Annotated in this window: 15 protein-coding genes and 3 tRNA genes; 13 read left to right on the top strand and 5 right to left on the bottom strand. The window is 56.2% G+C overall.

Translation table 11 applies throughout. The annotated features are described in order from the left end of the window. Window positions 1-255 (top strand): hypothetical protein (locus Q7U76_07550; protein MDO8356228.1); only part of this gene is annotated, 255 nt, incomplete at its 5' end. A gap of 235 nt (window positions 256-490) precedes the next feature. Beyond that, the gene (locus tag Q7U76_07555) at window positions 491-1,054 is read left to right on the top strand and encodes an OmpH family outer membrane protein (GenBank protein MDO8356229.1); all 564 of its coding nucleotides are present in this window, start codon (window positions 491-493) and stop codon (window positions 1,052-1,054) included. Between the two features lie 58 nt (window positions 1,055-1,112). Here Q7U76_07555 and Q7U76_07560 read toward each other — a convergent pair whose 3' ends face one another. Both Q7U76_07560 and Q7U76_07565 read right to left on the bottom strand, forming a co-directional pair. Next, a complete protein-coding gene (locus Q7U76_07560; protein ID MDO8356230.1) occupies window positions 1,113-1,481 on the bottom strand; it encodes a rhodanese-like domain-containing protein in 369 nt (122 codons plus the stop codon). A gap of 27 nt (window positions 1,482-1,508) precedes the next feature. Further along, window positions 1,509-2,588: a PA0069 family radical SAM protein gene (locus Q7U76_07565; GenBank protein MDO8356231.1), complete on the bottom strand. Its 1,080-nt coding sequence runs from the start codon at window positions 2,586-2,588 to the stop codon at window positions 1,509-1,511. 68 nt (window positions 2,589-2,656) lie between these two features. On the opposite strand from Q7U76_07565, the gene serS reads away from it, so the two are divergent. The 6 genes from serS (at window position 2,657) to Q7U76_07595 (ending at window position 5,492) form a co-directional block, all read left to right on the top strand. Continuing rightward, complete coding sequence (serS, locus tag Q7U76_07570; protein MDO8356232.1) at window positions 2,657-3,943, top strand: serine--tRNA ligase; 1,287 nt, start codon at window positions 2,657-2,659, stop codon at window positions 3,941-3,943. Between the two features lie 39 nt (window positions 3,944-3,982). Further along, window positions 3,983-4,072, top strand: a tRNA-Ser gene (locus tag Q7U76_07575). A 407-nt stretch (window positions 4,073-4,479) separates the two neighbouring features. Further along, window positions 4,480-4,680, top strand: coding sequence for a hypothetical protein (locus Q7U76_07580; GenBank protein ID MDO8356233.1), 201 nt, complete (start codon window positions 4,480-4,482; stop codon window positions 4,678-4,680). A 38-nt stretch (window positions 4,681-4,718) separates the two neighbouring features. After that, a complete protein-coding gene (locus tag Q7U76_07585) occupies window positions 4,719-5,060 on the top strand; it encodes a hypothetical protein (GenBank protein ID MDO8356234.1) in 342 nt (113 codons plus the stop codon). A 160-nt stretch (window positions 5,061-5,220) separates the two neighbouring features. After that, a tRNA-Ser gene (locus tag Q7U76_07590) sits at window positions 5,221-5,313 on the top strand. Between the two features lie 103 nt (window positions 5,314-5,416). After that, window positions 5,417-5,492: transfer RNA gene (locus Q7U76_07595), tRNA-Phe, on the top strand. A gap of 70 nt (window positions 5,493-5,562) precedes the next feature. Here Q7U76_07595 and Q7U76_07600 read toward each other — a convergent pair. Continuing rightward, the gene (locus tag Q7U76_07600) at window positions 5,563-6,369 is read right to left on the bottom strand and encodes an RNA methyltransferase (GenBank protein MDO8356235.1); all 807 of its coding nucleotides are present in this window, start codon (window positions 6,367-6,369) and stop codon (window positions 5,563-5,565) included. A 29-nt stretch (window positions 6,370-6,398) separates the two neighbouring features. Continuing rightward, entirely contained in the window at window positions 6,399-6,740 is a 342-nt protein-coding gene (locus Q7U76_07605) for a hypothetical protein (protein MDO8356236.1), read from the bottom strand. 173 nt (window positions 6,741-6,913) lie between these two features. Here Q7U76_07605 and Q7U76_07610 point away from each other — a divergent pair, with 173 nt between their 5' ends. Next, window positions 6,914-7,375 carry a helix-turn-helix transcriptional regulator gene (locus tag Q7U76_07610; protein ID MDO8356237.1) on the top strand — a complete coding sequence of 154 codons (462 nt, stop codon included), beginning with the start codon at window positions 6,914-6,916 and terminating at the stop codon, window positions 7,373-7,375. Window positions 7,376-7,508: 133 nt separating this feature from the next. On the opposite strand, the gene Q7U76_07615 is transcribed toward Q7U76_07610, so the two are convergent. Continuing rightward, window positions 7,509-8,702, bottom strand: coding sequence for a class I SAM-dependent rRNA methyltransferase (locus Q7U76_07615; GenBank protein ID MDO8356238.1), 1,194 nt, complete (start codon window positions 8,700-8,702; stop codon window positions 7,509-7,511). Window positions 8,703-8,846: 144 nt separating this feature from the next. Between Q7U76_07615 and Q7U76_07620 the strand changes: the two genes are divergently transcribed. The 4 genes from Q7U76_07620 to Q7U76_07635 all read left to right on the top strand — a co-directional run bounded on the left by Q7U76_07620 (window position 8,847) and on the right by Q7U76_07635 (window position 14,030). Continuing rightward, complete coding sequence (locus Q7U76_07620) at window positions 8,847-10,502, top strand: thiamine pyrophosphate-binding protein (GenBank protein MDO8356239.1); 1,656 nt, start codon at window positions 8,847-8,849, stop codon at window positions 10,500-10,502. Window positions 10,503-10,754: 252 nt separating this feature from the next. Further along, on the top strand, window positions 10,755-11,999 hold the full coding sequence (locus Q7U76_07625; GenBank protein ID MDO8356240.1) for a glycosyl transferase: 1,245 nt from the start codon (window positions 10,755-10,757) through the stop codon (window positions 11,997-11,999). Beyond that, a complete protein-coding gene (locus tag Q7U76_07630; GenBank protein ID MDO8356241.1) occupies window positions 11,996-13,330 on the top strand; it encodes a glycosyltransferase in 1,335 nt (444 codons plus the stop codon). Before Q7U76_07625 ends, Q7U76_07630 begins: the two co-directional genes overlap by 4 nt. Further along, entirely contained in the window at window positions 13,323-14,030 is a 708-nt protein-coding gene (locus Q7U76_07635; GenBank protein MDO8356242.1) for a hypothetical protein, read from the top strand. Before Q7U76_07630 ends, Q7U76_07635 begins: the two co-directional genes overlap by 8 nt. Window positions 14,031-14,039: the final 9 nt, after the last annotated feature.

Here is a 14,039-nt window from a genome sequence, read left to right on the forward strand (position 1 = left end):
GGTATCATCCCCATCGGCAGCCTGGTGATGTTGAACACGAGTGAGCTGGCCGTCGTGCTCAAGCCAGCCGTCGATAAAGCGAACGCCGAACGGCCGTTCGTCAAGGTCATTACCGATCCGCAGGGGGACCCCGTCGAGCACGGGCGGGAGATCGACCTCACCGAGAAAGATGAGATCGGAGATTTCCGCCACAATATTATTCGTTTGATCGACAACACGGAGTATAAGTTCGATACCAGCCGCTACTTCGTATAGCAGGATGTTGAAAAAGTCCGCCTGCCAGTAAACGGTAAATGGTGAACGAGGAAAGACTTTTCATTTCAGCGTTCCCCGCTCATCGTTCTGAGTTCGGCCCGTCACTCGCTACGGCCTTGTTGGACGAACTTTTTGAACATCCTGCCTCCGCCGATCTCTTGACAGCGCCTCCCCCCCCAGTTATTCTCGCAACCGTTCTATTGATCGCAGTTTTCACCAACAAGGAGCGCGCGTTATGCATACAACGGGAATTCTCTTGGGGCGGATCACCCTCCCCCTGGTCGCCGCAGGCATGTTGCTACTCGGATCTCTCCCTACAGCACAAGCCGCCGAGGCCTTTAAAATGGGCGTCGTCGATCCTCAGTCAGTTCTAGAGAAGTCAAAAGCGGGCAGAAAGGCCTTGGACGGGCTCAAGGAATATGTCTCCACCAGGCAGAAGTTGTTGTCACGGGATGAAGAAGATTTGCGCAACACCGAGAAGACGCTCAAGGAACAAATCGCGAAGCTCAGCGACGCTGAAAAGAAAGAGAAAGAGACCCAGTTCCGCGCAAAGATCCAGGACTATCAAAAACGTGCGCAGGAATTTAATCAGGAGTTACAGGGCAAGCAGAAAGAATTGGTCGATGACTATATGAAGAAAATTGCCTCGGCCACACAGACCGTGGCGGAAAAAGGCGGATTTTCTATCGTCGTCGATAAGGGCAGCGAACAAACGGTCAAGATCGTAATCTACAACAAGGACACCATCGACTTGACCGACCAGGTGATCAAAGAGTTCGATCGCACCAACAGCAAATAAACCCCTCGGCCAGCAGTGCGAGCAATGAGGATGGGACCTCGGCCTCTCTGAGGTCCCATCAATGCTCCATCGGATAACCCCCATCCCGCCAAGCTTTGATGCCCCCATCCATCGATACAACATTCGTGTAGCCCATCTGCTGAAGCACATCCGCGGCTAAGACAGACCGGTAGCCGCCCCCGCAATACAGCACAATAGCCTCATGTTTATTGGGAATGAGCGATTCGATATCGCGCTCGATAATTCCTTTTCCCAAATGCCGGGCGCCTGTTGCATGATCCTTCGCAAATTCGAGGTCCTCACGCACATCGAGAAAATGCAGCGCTTCACCCCGATCGAGCCTGGCCTTCGCCTGTTCGATCGTACATTCCTTCACTCGCCCTCGTGCCGCATCCACTAGCTTGAGAAAGCCTGGATTATGTTGCATCCTCACTCCCTTCCCTTCCCTGCCCTGCTAAAATAAGGCTGTTTGTTCGATCCCTGGCCTGCGAAAGGTCGTGGGAGCCGTGTCGTCGCTCAATGCCGGAAAGCCCGTTTTACGTTTGGCCACAGTAAACAATTGTTCGATCATCGCCCAATAGGGACCTGCGCCACGATGGCGTTCAAAGAAGGCCCCCTCACTCATTGCACCACCGCGCACCTCCCGAATTCGATTCATAATCTTGGCGATCCGATCGGGAAATGCCGCCGCCATACGCTCCAGGAACACCGGCTCGACAGGACCGGACAGACGCAATAACGTCGCCATCGCCTCCATCGCCCCAGCCTGCTTCGCTCGGGCCAACAGATCAGGGATATCCTCATCGTTGAGACCAGGAATGAGCGGAGACAGTGAGATGCCGGTGAGAATGCCGGCGTTCGCCAAAGTTGCCATCGCTTCAAAGCGTTTCCGGCTAGAAGGTGCATGAGGTTCGACCCTGCGCGCAACCTCATCGTCGGAAAACGGGATACTGAAATACACACGAACCGACGCGACCTCATGCAACCGACGCAGCAGATCCAAATCACGCAGCACCAGCACTCCTTTTGTAATGATCGCGACCGGATTCCGATACTCAGCACAGACCTCCAGACAGGCCCGCGTCAACTCCAATGACGCCTCCAAAGGTTGATAACAATCGGTGTTCCCCGAGAACAGAATCAATTCGCCCTTCCAGGAAGGTTTCTCGAACGTCCGGCGGAGCAAGGCCGCGGCCTCACGTTTGACAATAATCTTGAACTCGAAGTCCGTCCCGGCGCCGAATCCCCAATACTCATGTGTCGGCCTGGCATAGCAATAGGCGCACGCATGAAAACAACCACGATAGGGATTGAGACTCCATCGGAACGGCAAATCAGGACTGTCGTTCCGGCTGAGAATGTCACGGGTCGCATCCTCAAACATTTGCAGCGAGACATGGGACGCAGGCTCCAAGAGATCCCGGTGTTGTGAGTCAAATGGATTAGGGGGGTTCATCACCGTGCGCATCGGGGTATGGTCCTCGATTTCCCTACGCCTGTCAACGGGACGAGCCATGCCAGCCTGGACAGCCATCACGCTCCAATTGATTGACTACGCCCTACCCCGATGTTAGATTCCAGCGCTTTCAGGAACAGACGGCCATGTACGACCTACGCTATTTACGCGACAACTTAGACAGCACCAGGGAACAGCTCGGCCTCCGCGGAGCCGACGTCCCATGGGATAATCTGCGCACGCTGATCGAGCAACGCCGCGCCTTGACCACCCAAGTCGAGCAGCTTCGCTCTGAACTGAAAAAGGGATCCGAGGACGTTGCCAAGCTGAAAAGGGAGAAACAACCGGCAGATGCTGCCATGGCCGCCATGAAAGCGGTTGGCGAGCGGATCAAGGCGATTGAGGACGAACTACGTAGCGCCGAAGAGGCTCTGGCCGATCTGAATCTCCGTATCCCGAATCTCCCCCATGCCTCGGTGCCGGCAGGCAAAAACGAGAGTAGCAACGTGGAGGCCAGACGGTGGGGAACCCCACCCACCCTGACCGCACCGGCCAAGAGCCATTGGGATCTCGGCGAAGCCCTCGGCATTCTGGATTTCGACCGGGCCGCAAAAATCGCTGGGGCACGGTTTGCGGTCCTCACGGGGGCCGGTGCGCGACTCGAACGGGCCCTTATTAACTATATGTTGGACCTCCACACGACAGCACACGGCTATCGGGAGGTCCTGCCGCCGCTCCTCGTCAATCGAACGAGCATGACCGCGACCGGACAGCTACCCAAGTTTGAAGATGACCTGTTTCGCTTGCGCGACGAAGACTATTTCTTGATCCCAACGGCAGAAGTGCCGGTGACGAACCTCCACCGTGACGAGATACTTGCCGAGGCCAGCCTGCCAATCCGGTATACAGCCTATACCCCCTGCTTTCGTCGCGAGGCAGGCTCCTATGGAAAAGATACCAGAGGGCTCATTCGCCTCCACCAATTCAACAAAGTCGAGTTGGTCGTGTTTGCGAAACCGGAACAGTCGTATGAGGAATTGGAACGCTTGACCGGCCATGCCGAAGCGATCTTGCAAGGACTGGGACTTCACTACCGGGTGATCACGCTCTGCACCGGCGATATGGGGTTCTCTGCGGCAAAGACCTACGACATCGAAGTCTGGCTGCCGGCGCAAAACCATTTTCGAGAAATCTCATCCTGCAGCAACTTCGAAGGGTTTCAAGCCAGGCGCGGCGGCATTCGATATAAAGGCCCCGCCGGGAAAAAAGATGCGAAGACAGAGTTCGTCCATACCCTCAACGGGTCGGGACTTGCCGTCGGACGTACACTCGTGGCCATTCTCGAAAACTACCAGCAGCCCGATGGAAGCATCACGATTCCGGACGTCCTGCGTCCCTACATGGGGGGGCTTGAGCGGATTCACAACGAATAGGGTAGAATCCAAACGTCCTAAGCGTACAGAGGTTGAGTTGGAGGGGTGACGGAGCGGCCGAACGTGCCAGTCTTGAAAACTGGAGACCTCGCAAGGGGTCCGCGAGTTCAAATCTCGCCCCCTCCGCCAACGCCGAAAATAGATTCATGCCTTCTGGTAGTCGTCCTCTCGATTTCCTGATATCCCTTCCAGAACAGAACGAAGTGCTCGCTTCCCCCTCTGAGACAACAACCTCGACCCACGTTTCCAATCACCCCAATACGTATCACGCATATTCAGACAGCACGTTCAACGAGGCATTTAGCCATAGCCTAAGTCCTGCCACGGAAGCACATAATGCCAGCAAGCATACTATTGTCGTAAGCGCTTAATAGTTAACAGCAATTCTCAATCCGCAACATCCTGACAGTTTCTTGAAATCCCCCCCCATTAGTCCTACCCCACCTACCTCTACGGTATTTTCAAAAGTGCAGCCCTATCGCAATATCACGCGCATAGCGCGCCTCAACGGGCATCACTTCTTGAAGGAGAGATCGATGCACAAACAGATCGGGAAGATTGGGGCCATTCGTCGAGAGCTAGACGGGACAGCCTGCCCCTGCTGCGGTGGGCATAAGTATCAACTCGTGCTTCGGGGGAACATGCAGCCGCAATCTGGAGGACTCTTTGCCCGCTGCGCGCAATGTCAGCGCCCTCGAGGACTCAATGAAGGCCTCGGTCGAATTCTCTGGATGTAAAGAGCCGCCTCATCACCTCAATACAGAAGGAAGACACCATGCACGTCCTCTCTTCACCGATTCAATACTTACAGCAGCACAGAGCGCGCACAAAACAGAAACGAACCGCATTACATATGTTGACGCTCAGTGGCGCCATCCGGCCCAGCCATGTCGAGATCCGATACGCGACCCCCCTGGCAGGCAGGACCGCCTCCCGCACGCAACCGACTGCGAGCGGGCATCCATTGACCCACCCGATCCCTCTACAGTCATGGGACCACAACATCACACTCAATGTGAACCAGACATGGCAATGGGCACGCAGCCTCTCATCTACACTCGTCCAGCTCGCCAAAAAACCCATCGTCCTTCAATGGACCAAACAGGTAGACATGTAAACCGTCGCCATTCTCGTCGATAATTTTTCTGGATCCATCTCGCGAATTACTTGTACCTCCCATAGGGCCTGAGGTAAGATCACGGCTCGCGTGCTGGTTGTCCTACGGTCATCAATCACGTCATCGATGATTGGGAACCCCGCAAAGAGCTGCGACGAGTGGAGAGGTGGCCGAGTGGCCGAAGGCAACGGTTTGCTAAACCGTCGTAGGGGCAAAACCCTTACCGAGGGTTCAAATCCCTCCCTCTCCGCCACAGCCCACCGCAACAGTGCGCGCGCAGAGAATGGGCAGCCAGACAACTTGATTTTTCTCAGCCGATCCTGTAACAGTGCCCTGCTTGTCTTGCCATGTTCCGTGCCGAGGTAGCTCAGTTGGTAGAGCACAGCCCTGAAAAGGCTGGTGTCGACAGTTCAATTCTGTCCCTCGGCACCACTAATCACTTCCCATTATATATTGATGACTGACTAGCCGAGACCATCCGTGCGTACGAATGGTCGTTGGATCATTCCACTTGGGGAAGACGCCCGAGATAGAACGTGGCAATGGCTACTGTCGCCGCAACATTTAAGGATTCCACGTCGCGACTGAGCGGGATGGTAAATCGAGTAGTGGCATGCGTGCGGATCTGAGCTGATAAACCACGGCTTTCATTGCCAACGGCAAATACACATTTCCGTGGCACATGCCGAATCTCATCAATTGGAACAGTTCCCTCACCTGCCACTTCTGCAGTGAAAATCTGGCAGCCCTGCTGAATCAGCCCTGACACATCCTTGATGAAAAATATCGGCAGCGCAAGCAACACCCCGCTCGTGGCGCGAACCACCTTGGAATGATACACATCGGCAGAATCCGGCGTGAGCCACAGGGCACTCACGTTGAGACCAGCGGCTGTTCGAATAATCGCTCCAACATTGGCAGGATCTTGTAGCTGCTCTCCGAAAATTCCCAGGACAGTCCTCTGACTCAGAATCGTTCCTTCATTCCATATCGGCTGTCGTACCAGGGCGAGAATGCCTTGCGGCTCGTCGACATCGGACAGTTTCGAGAATTGGAAGTCAGGACAGGAATACTGCGGCTTCGAGACAGCCAATCGAACCAATCGGTCACCCTGCCCTTCCTTGAGCAGGTAACCGTGAGACGTCACGATTGTCAGGATCTGGCTCGGATACCGGGTGAGGAGATCCCGCACAGCGTGGGCGCCTTCGACCACGAAGGCGCCTTCCTGTGCTCGCACACGTCTATCGAGGAGAAGTTCGCGGATGTGCGCCCCTTGCGAGCGCGTCAGGAGGGGAAGTGAGTCAGCCACGCTTATACGTCACACTGGACACAATCGGTTCAGCGACGTTTCCGCCCAGATGCGGCCTCGGCAGCCCGAATCCGTTGAGCCCGTACTTTCGCCCGCTTGAGCGCAGTCAGCTTCCCGCTGGTCCGATCCTGCTCATGCTGAAGCTTGTCGAACTGAGACTGGAGGTGGAGCTTCTCTCGCTTGTGTAGCGTGGCGCATTCTTCTTGAGAAAGATGGATCCAATCGCCACAGGTCTTGGCCCGCTTAATCCGTTGTTCCAACGACTCACGCAACTGCTTGGAACGCATGCTCAAGAGCGATTTCAACGCCTCCTTACGCCGCTGGACTTCTTCTTCCTCTGCGATAATTCCGCGAATATCTGTTCCTAACATGACACGCCTCCTCGCTGAATCTGGAATAAACTTGGAGACGCATTATACCTGATTTCACCACGCATCTTCCACTGGAAGAAAATGCTCATAAGTCTTTGTTATTGAGGGGGTATCAAGCCACAAGTTCTAAGAGCGAGGTTGCAGAGAGAGATGCAATTCAGTATCATCGCACCATGGCACTCGGACAACAAATTCAAGCTTGGCGGGTCTCAAGAGGCCTCTCAGTAGAGGCTTTGGCAGCGGCATCCCATATCCAGACTTACCAATTAGAGGAAATTGAAGCAGAGCAAATTGATCCTTCCGCTTCAACCCTCGAAGCACTCGCGGCTGCCCTGAAAATTCCTCCGGCTTGGCTCTTTAGCCATCCGACTTCCTTTCGCACCTTGTTTGAGGATCCGGAAGAGCACGAGAATCCCATCCCCACAGGCCCCGATCCTGTCACAGAACGAATACTCGCGGGATCGCGCATGGATCGTTCGCTCTACGTCCTGCTGACGGCGATCATGCAAAGCGGCGAACCGAAATTGCTCCGTGCGGCGGAAGTGAATTTACGAAGCCTCGTCAAGCAAGCCAAACAGGCGACGATCCCCTGGCAGAACCGACCGTCTGGCCACTTCGAACCGCCGAGCGATTAGTTATTCGTGCGCGACGCGCGGGAAATGCAGGACGAGCGAGACAGGTTGACGACTGAAGTGTTGAGAAATTTGAACTCCTACCTTTAGTCTTCGGACTTCGGCCTTCGAGTCGCGCATGTCCCGCTTGTCTCGCTCAGAGTACTTGCAGGATGAAACACTTCAAGTAACGCGTCTCCGGCATCGTAGCGAAAATGGGATGGTCGCTCGCCTGCCCACGCTGTTCAAGCAGACGGACCTGCCTCTTCGCGTCTCGTGCAGCCAGACGAATGCCCGTCCACAATTCCTGTTCAGTGACATGGTGTGAGCAGGAACTCGTGACCAGAAATCCTTCCGGCTTCGTGAGCCGCATCCCAAGCAAATTGACATCTTTGTATCCTGCCAAGGCACGAGGCACGGCCTGTTTACTGCGAGCAAAGGCCGGTGGATCGAGCAACACGAGGTCGTACCGGCGCCCAGCCCGTTCGAGCTGTCGCATCTCCACAAACGCATCCGCCGGTCGATAGACACAACGAGTATCCACCTTGTTCAAGACCGCATGGTTGCGCGCAAGTGCCAGAGCCTCCTCGCTGACATCCAATCCTTCGACCGACTTCGCTCCTGCGAGCGCGGCATGAATGCCAAAGGCTCCTGTATGGGCAAATACCTCCAGCACCTCTGCACCCGACGCGAATTGCGCTGCCACCAATCGGTTTTCCCGTTGATCGCAGAACCAACCGGTTTTCTGCCCTCGTTCGATGTCGACAAGAAATCGAGCCGGCCCCTCGTGGATATCGACGATCGTGGCGCCACCCCCTCGAAGGAAACCTCGCTCCACCGACAATCCCTCCAACGTACGGCTCTTGGCATCGTTACGCAGATACACCCGAGTTGCTCCGGACTCCTGGCACAAGAGGTCGGCGAGTAGATCTTTCCGACTGTCCATACCAGAGGACAAGGTCTGCATGACTAAGACATCGTCATAGCGATCGACAATCAAGCCAGGCAACCGATCCGCCTCTCCATAGATGAGGCGATAGGCATTGGTGCCGGTGACGATCTTCTGCCGCAACCTGACCGCCTGTGCAATCCGCGCCTTCCAAAACTGTTCGGTGATGGGTTCGTCTTCGAATGTCAGGATCCGCACGCGGATCTTGGACTCTGGGTTGTAAAGGCCTCTGGCATAGAATCGTCCATTCGGCGAGATGACATCGACCACATCGCCTGAAACCAGCTCACCGCTGACCCCCTCGACATAACCGGCATAGATCCAAAGATGCCCAGGCTCCTCGACCGCACGTGTGCGAGAGAGCCGAACCTGCCCGCGTGGATTATCATCATGTGTAGTCATACTGTACTTATCCAATGGCGCGAACCGCACGTCAAGTCCTTCCTCACGTATCTGCTTGCTTGACGGCTGCCGCGCGCTGTGGTTTGCTGCAGATGTGTGTAACACAGAGCCTATTTCCCCCTCCCTAAACCGGGAAGCCCCACGATGACACGAATACCGACCATCGGTTCCGCCGTGATTGATCGGCTTCATCAACTGGGAGTCCGTCATATCTTTGGAATCCCCGGTGATTATGTCCTGAGCCTCTACCAATTGATCGAAGCCTCACCGATCCGCCACGTCGGCACAACCCGCGAAGATAGCGCAGGCTTTGCAGCCGACGCCTATGCCCGTATCAATGGCATCGGAGCCGTCTGCGTCACCTATTGTGTCGGAGGGCTGAATTGCGTGAATGCGATCGCCTGCGCCTATGCTGAACGGTCGCCGGTCGTGTTACTCACCGGATCGCCCGGACTTTCAGAGCGAGTTCGCACACCCTACATGCACCACATGGTACGGGATTTCTCGACGCAACGGGAGGTGTTCGAGAAAATCACGGTGGCTGCGGTCTCATTGGATGATCCCGCAACCGCCGAACGAGAGATGGATCGAGCCTTTGCCGCCCTGTTGCGCTATCGCCGCCCCATCTATATCGAAATCCCTCGAGACCTCGTCCATACGCCTCTTGCACATCCCTTGCGGCCCCTCTGCCTCGACGACGAACCAAGCGATGCCGCCGCACTGGACGAAGCCCTCGCCGAAGTCCGTGCCATGTTGGCCTCGGCCAAGCGCCCTGCGATCTTGGCCGGCGCGGAAATCGGACGATTCGGCCTGCAAGACGAACTGACGCGTCTGGTTGAGCGGCTCAATGTCCCCATCGCCTCGACCCTGTTGGGAAAATCTGTCATTCGTGAAGACCACCCGCTCTACGTCGGTGTGTATGGCGGCCTGATCGCGCGTGACGAAGTCCAACAATACATCAATGAATCCGACTGCCTCCTGATCCTGGGATCGATCTTATCCGACGTTGAGGATCTCAATGCCGATTCGCCCTTGCTGACAGAAGGCCGCACGATTCATGCGACCGCCGACCGGGTGGCCATCAAACACCATCGCTACGATGCGATCCGGTTTCAAGACTTCGTGCGAGCCCTGGTCACCAATCCCCTTCCTTCGTTTTCTTCACGCCCCCTGCCCGCACCCCCAGCCGTGCCACAAGGCATCCTTGCACCGAACGCTCCTGTAACCTTGAACGGCCTCTTTCGCCACCTCGATAGTCTGCTGGATGAAAAGACCCTCGTGATCGCTGACGTCGGGGAATCGCTCTTTGCTGCAGCCGATCTCCATGTCCATCGACGATTTGAGTTTCTCTCTCCCGCCTATTACACCTCAATGGGATTTGCCGTTCCGGCAGCCGTCGGCGCGTCGTTTGCCGATCCCACGCTCCGACCGATCGTGCTAGTGGGAGACGGCGCATTTCAAATGACCGGAACAGAGCTCTCGACCGCCGTACGATATGGTCAAACGCCGATCGTTATTATTCTGAACAATCGAGGCTACTCCACTGAACGGGAAATTCTCGAAGGCCCCTTTAACGATGTCCACGAATGGCACTACGATCGAATCTGCGACATGGTCGGAGGCGGAGTCGGCACGAGGATCACAACCCAAGGGGAATTTGAGCGAGAGCTCACCGCCGCCTTAGCAGATTCCCGCCAACTGCACGTCCTGAATGTGCTGCTCAATCCAGCCGATCGCTCAGCAGGCATGATCAGACTGGCCCATCGCCTTGCCAAACGACTTTCCACCGATCGCCCATAGCGGGTGACATCCAGACATTCTCCACCTTGGAGGTGAAGGGTTTTTCCACCATCCTCTTCACTCCCTCGCTCCTTCGTAACATGAACTGCCAGCACTTAGGGCTTTCCCTAGTGGCACGCCCCCTGCACAAGTGTTCTAATACCACGAGCAACGCTGCGGTGAATGCAGTGCGCGGCTTCAACAACCTCTCCTGATTTCTCTGCCTAATCTTTGCCAAGCCCGTGGCAGGCGACTCACTCATTGGAGGACTACATGTCTGACTTCTACCAAAACGGTGTCGTCACGGTGCTGCACCGCCTCGGACAACCGAACGTCGATCAACTCGAACGGGAGTTAGCGCGGTATGGGCGCGTCAACCCCATCGCCTTAGTTCTCCCATCCCTCTATGCAGAATTGGGGCGCCCCGCATTGAAAGCCATTGTGGAGACCCTCAAAACGGTGTCGTATCTGAACGAAATCGTCATCTCGTTAGATCGCGCCTCAGCCTTGGAGTTTCGCCTGGCCAAACAATTCTTTTCCGAACTCCCTCAACGGGTACGTCTCATCTGGAATGACGGCGAGCGCATCCAAGCCATCCTCAAGCTCTTAGTCGATCACAACCTCGATATCGGCCTGCAGGGCAAAGGTCGAGGCTGCTGGACAGCCTTCGGCTACATATTGGCCCGAAACCAAAGTCAGGTCATCGCCCTGCACGACTGCGATATCACCAGCTACAACCGGGAATATCTCGCGCGCCTCTGCTACCCCATCGCCAATCCGAACCTCGGCTATGAATTCTGCAAAGGCTACTACAGCCGCGTCACCGATCGGCTGCATGGGCGAGTCACACGCTTATTCTTCACCCCCATGATCAGAAGCCTGCAACAGCTCGTAGGGCCCCACGCCCTCCTCACCTTTCTCGACAGCTTTCGCTACCCGCTGGCCGGTGAGTTCGCCATGGTGCGGGACCTGGCCTGGACGAATAGAATTCCAGGAGACTGGGGTCTCGAAATCGGTGTTCTTTCAGAGGTCTATCGGAACTGTGCTTTGCGCCGCATTTGCCAAGCTGATATTGCGGATGCCTATGACCATAAACACCAAGAGCTCTCGAATCACGACCCCGATGCCGGCCTCCTCAAGATGTGCGTCGATATCACGAAATCGCTCTTTAGAAACCTCGCGAGCGAAGGCGTGATCTTATCCGACGGGGTTCTCAAAACCTTGCGGGCAACCTATTTGCAAGCGGCCCAGGAAGCGATTAGTCGCTACGAAAACGATGCGGCTATCAACAGCCTCACGTTCGACCGGCACCAGGAGCGGACGGCCGTCGAGGTGTTCTTGAAAGGCATAAAGCTGGCCACGGAGGGTTTTCTCGACGATCCGCTGGGCGTTCCCATGATTTCAAACTGGAGCCGCGTGACCCATGCTGTACCAGACATTTTCGATCGCCTGGTCGAGGCCGTCGAAGCGGATCATGCCTGGGATCCCACATCTGAACCGGTAGCCACGCCGTCATGAACACCGAACTCACACCACTTACGGCACCGACGGAAGCTCGCATTCACGATATTGGCTCGGCAGAGATTCTCGTCGGGATTCCGAGCTACAACAACGCGGACACGGTCGGCCACGTCGTGCGGGCCGTGAGCGTGGGGCTCGCCAAACACTTCCCTGGCCGCCGGGCCGTCCTGGTCAATTCAGACGGGGGCTCTTCGGATGACACGACAGCCATCGTCACCCGCACCGCCGTCGACTTCCAACATCTGTTCATCGGCGAGCAGCAAAGCATCCTGCATCGGATCATTACTCCCTACCATGGCATTCCCGGAAAAGGCAGTGCCTTCCGAACGATCTTCGAGATTGCACGGCGATTGAAGGCCAGGGCCTGCGCGGTGGTCGACGCAGATCTCCGCAGCATTTCACCGGAATGGATCGAACTGTTACTCCGCCCGATCATGGAAGAGGGATACGACTATGTCGCCCCCTACTATCTGCGCCACAAATATGACGGCACGATTACAAATAGTATCGCCTACCCGCTCACCAGAGCTCTCTACGGGCAACGAATCCGCCAGCCTATCGGCGGGGAGTTCGGCTTTTCCGGTGCACTCGCGGCCCATTACCTCGACCAACATGTCTGGGAATCGGAGGTGGCGCGGTTCGGCATCGATATCTGGATGACGACTGAGGCCATTGCCAGCGGTGCACGGGTCTGCCAAAGCTTCCTCGGCGCAAAAATCCATAATCCGAAGGATCCTGCTGCCGACCTGTCTGCCATGTTAATGCAAGTAGTGGGAGCACTCTTTGCCGCAATGGAACGGCATGAAGGCCTGTGGTCACAGCAGGAGGGATCGCAGCCGGTTCCACTCTTTGGGTTCCCCTACGAGGTCGGAGTCGAACCGGTCCATGTCAATGTAGAGCGGATGGTGTCGCACTATCGACAGGGCCTCACCGATCTTGAACCCATCTGGCGGCAAATCCTGGCAAACGACACATTCACGCAGTTGCGCGACCTCCAGGGAGCATCCAGCACCGACTGTCGAATCACCGATGAGTTGTGGGTCCAGGTCGTCTACGATGCGGCCATCGCCTATCACAAGCAAGTCATGCCGCGCGAGCACCTCCTAAAAGCCCTCACCCCCCTGTACTTAGGTCGAACCGCTTCGTTCGTCCATGCCACCCAAGGCCTGACGTCTACGGAGGCAGAACAGAAGATCGAAGCCTTGTGCCAGACGTTCGAACGTATGAAACCCTATCTGGTTGAGCGTTGGCAACCGCTGGCACTACAACCCGCAGTGCCGGCGCTGTTGCACCACACGACGACCGACGCAGGAGGTGATCATGAATGACTTCATTAACCAGGCGCTTCTAGGGCCGCTGGAACTGCTCGGACGCCAGATGCTGACCGTGCTCCCCAATGTGCTCGCCATGGGCATTATCCTGCTCGGTGGCTTCTTCACCGCATGGGCGTTCGGTTCCTTCGCTGAACGACTGTTTCGCGTGATCGGATTCGACCATCTCTGTGATCGGTTGGGGATGAATGCGGCGCTTCTACGGGGAGGAGTCAAAACCGATCCTTCTCGCCTCGTCGGCCGCAGCATCTATTGGATGGTGCTCCTGCTGGCTGCGATTGGGGCGTTGGGAGCCTTGAACCTGACTCCGATCAACCAGTTCGCCCAGTCACTGCTGGCTTATGTGCCTCATCTGGTAACGGCAGCGGTGATTCTTCTGGCCGGGTACTTTCTCTCGAACTTTGCCTCTCAGGCTGTTCTCATCGCCGCCGTCAATGCCGGACTGCCTCCCGCGAGACTCATCGCAGCCTGTTCCCGCTGGGGGCTCCAAATCCTCGCAGGCGCCATGGCACTGGAACAACTTGGCATTGCTGAGCATATCGTGGTCGTAGGATTCGGCATTACCTGGGGAGGAATCGTACTGGCCGGCGCGATCGCATTTGGACTCGGCTCCGCCGATCTCGCGAAAGGGTTCTTAGAACGACGGCTGGTGGCCCGATCAAAATCCAGCACAGGCGATGATCTCCATCACTTATAACAGCACAAG

The organism is Nitrospirota bacterium (assembly GCA_030645475.1).
Lineage (GTDB): Bacteria > Nitrospirota > Nitrospiria > Nitrospirales > Nitrospiraceae > Palsa-1315.

What these genes read in the sequence shown, in the direction of transcription:
- Q7U76_07585 (MDO8356234.1), top strand. Translation starts at nt 4,719, where the DNA reads ATGCACGTCCTCTCTTCACCGATTCAATACTTACAGCAGCACAGAGCG.
- Q7U76_07605 (MDO8356236.1), bottom strand. Translation starts at nt 6,740, where the DNA reads ATGTTAGGAACAGATATTCGCGGAATTATCGCAGAGGAAGAAGAAGTC.
- serS (MDO8356232.1), top strand. Translation starts at nt 2,657, where the DNA reads ATGTACGACCTACGCTATTTACGCGACAACTTAGACAGCACCAGGGAA.
- Q7U76_07610 (MDO8356237.1), top strand. Translation starts at nt 6,914, where the DNA reads ATGGCACTCGGACAACAAATTCAAGCTTGGCGGGTCTCAAGAGGCCTC.
- Q7U76_07580 (MDO8356233.1), top strand. Translation starts at nt 4,480, where the DNA reads ATGCACAAACAGATCGGGAAGATTGGGGCCATTCGTCGAGAGCTAGAC.
- Q7U76_07560 (MDO8356230.1), bottom strand. Translation starts at nt 1,481, where the DNA reads ATGCAACATAATCCAGGCTTTCTCAAGCTAGTGGATGCGGCACGAGGG.
- Q7U76_07565 (MDO8356231.1), bottom strand. Translation starts at nt 2,588, where the DNA reads ATGGCTGTCCAGGCTGGCATGGCTCGTCCCGTTGACAGGCGTAGGGAA.
- Q7U76_07625 (MDO8356240.1), top strand. Translation starts at nt 10,755, where the DNA reads ATGTCTGACTTCTACCAAAACGGTGTCGTCACGGTGCTGCACCGCCTC.
- Q7U76_07630 (MDO8356241.1), top strand. Translation starts at nt 11,996, where the DNA reads ATGAACACCGAACTCACACCACTTACGGCACCGACGGAAGCTCGCATT.
- Q7U76_07635 (MDO8356242.1), top strand. Translation starts at nt 13,323, where the DNA reads ATGAATGACTTCATTAACCAGGCGCTTCTAGGGCCGCTGGAACTGCTC.
- Q7U76_07620 (MDO8356239.1), top strand. Translation starts at nt 8,847, where the DNA reads ATGACACGAATACCGACCATCGGTTCCGCCGTGATTGATCGGCTTCAT.
- Q7U76_07615 (MDO8356238.1), bottom strand. Translation starts at nt 8,702, where the DNA reads ATGACTACACATGATGATAATCCACGCGGGCAGGTTCGGCTCTCTCGC.
- Q7U76_07555 (MDO8356229.1), top strand. Translation starts at nt 491, where the DNA reads ATGCATACAACGGGAATTCTCTTGGGGCGGATCACCCTCCCCCTGGTC.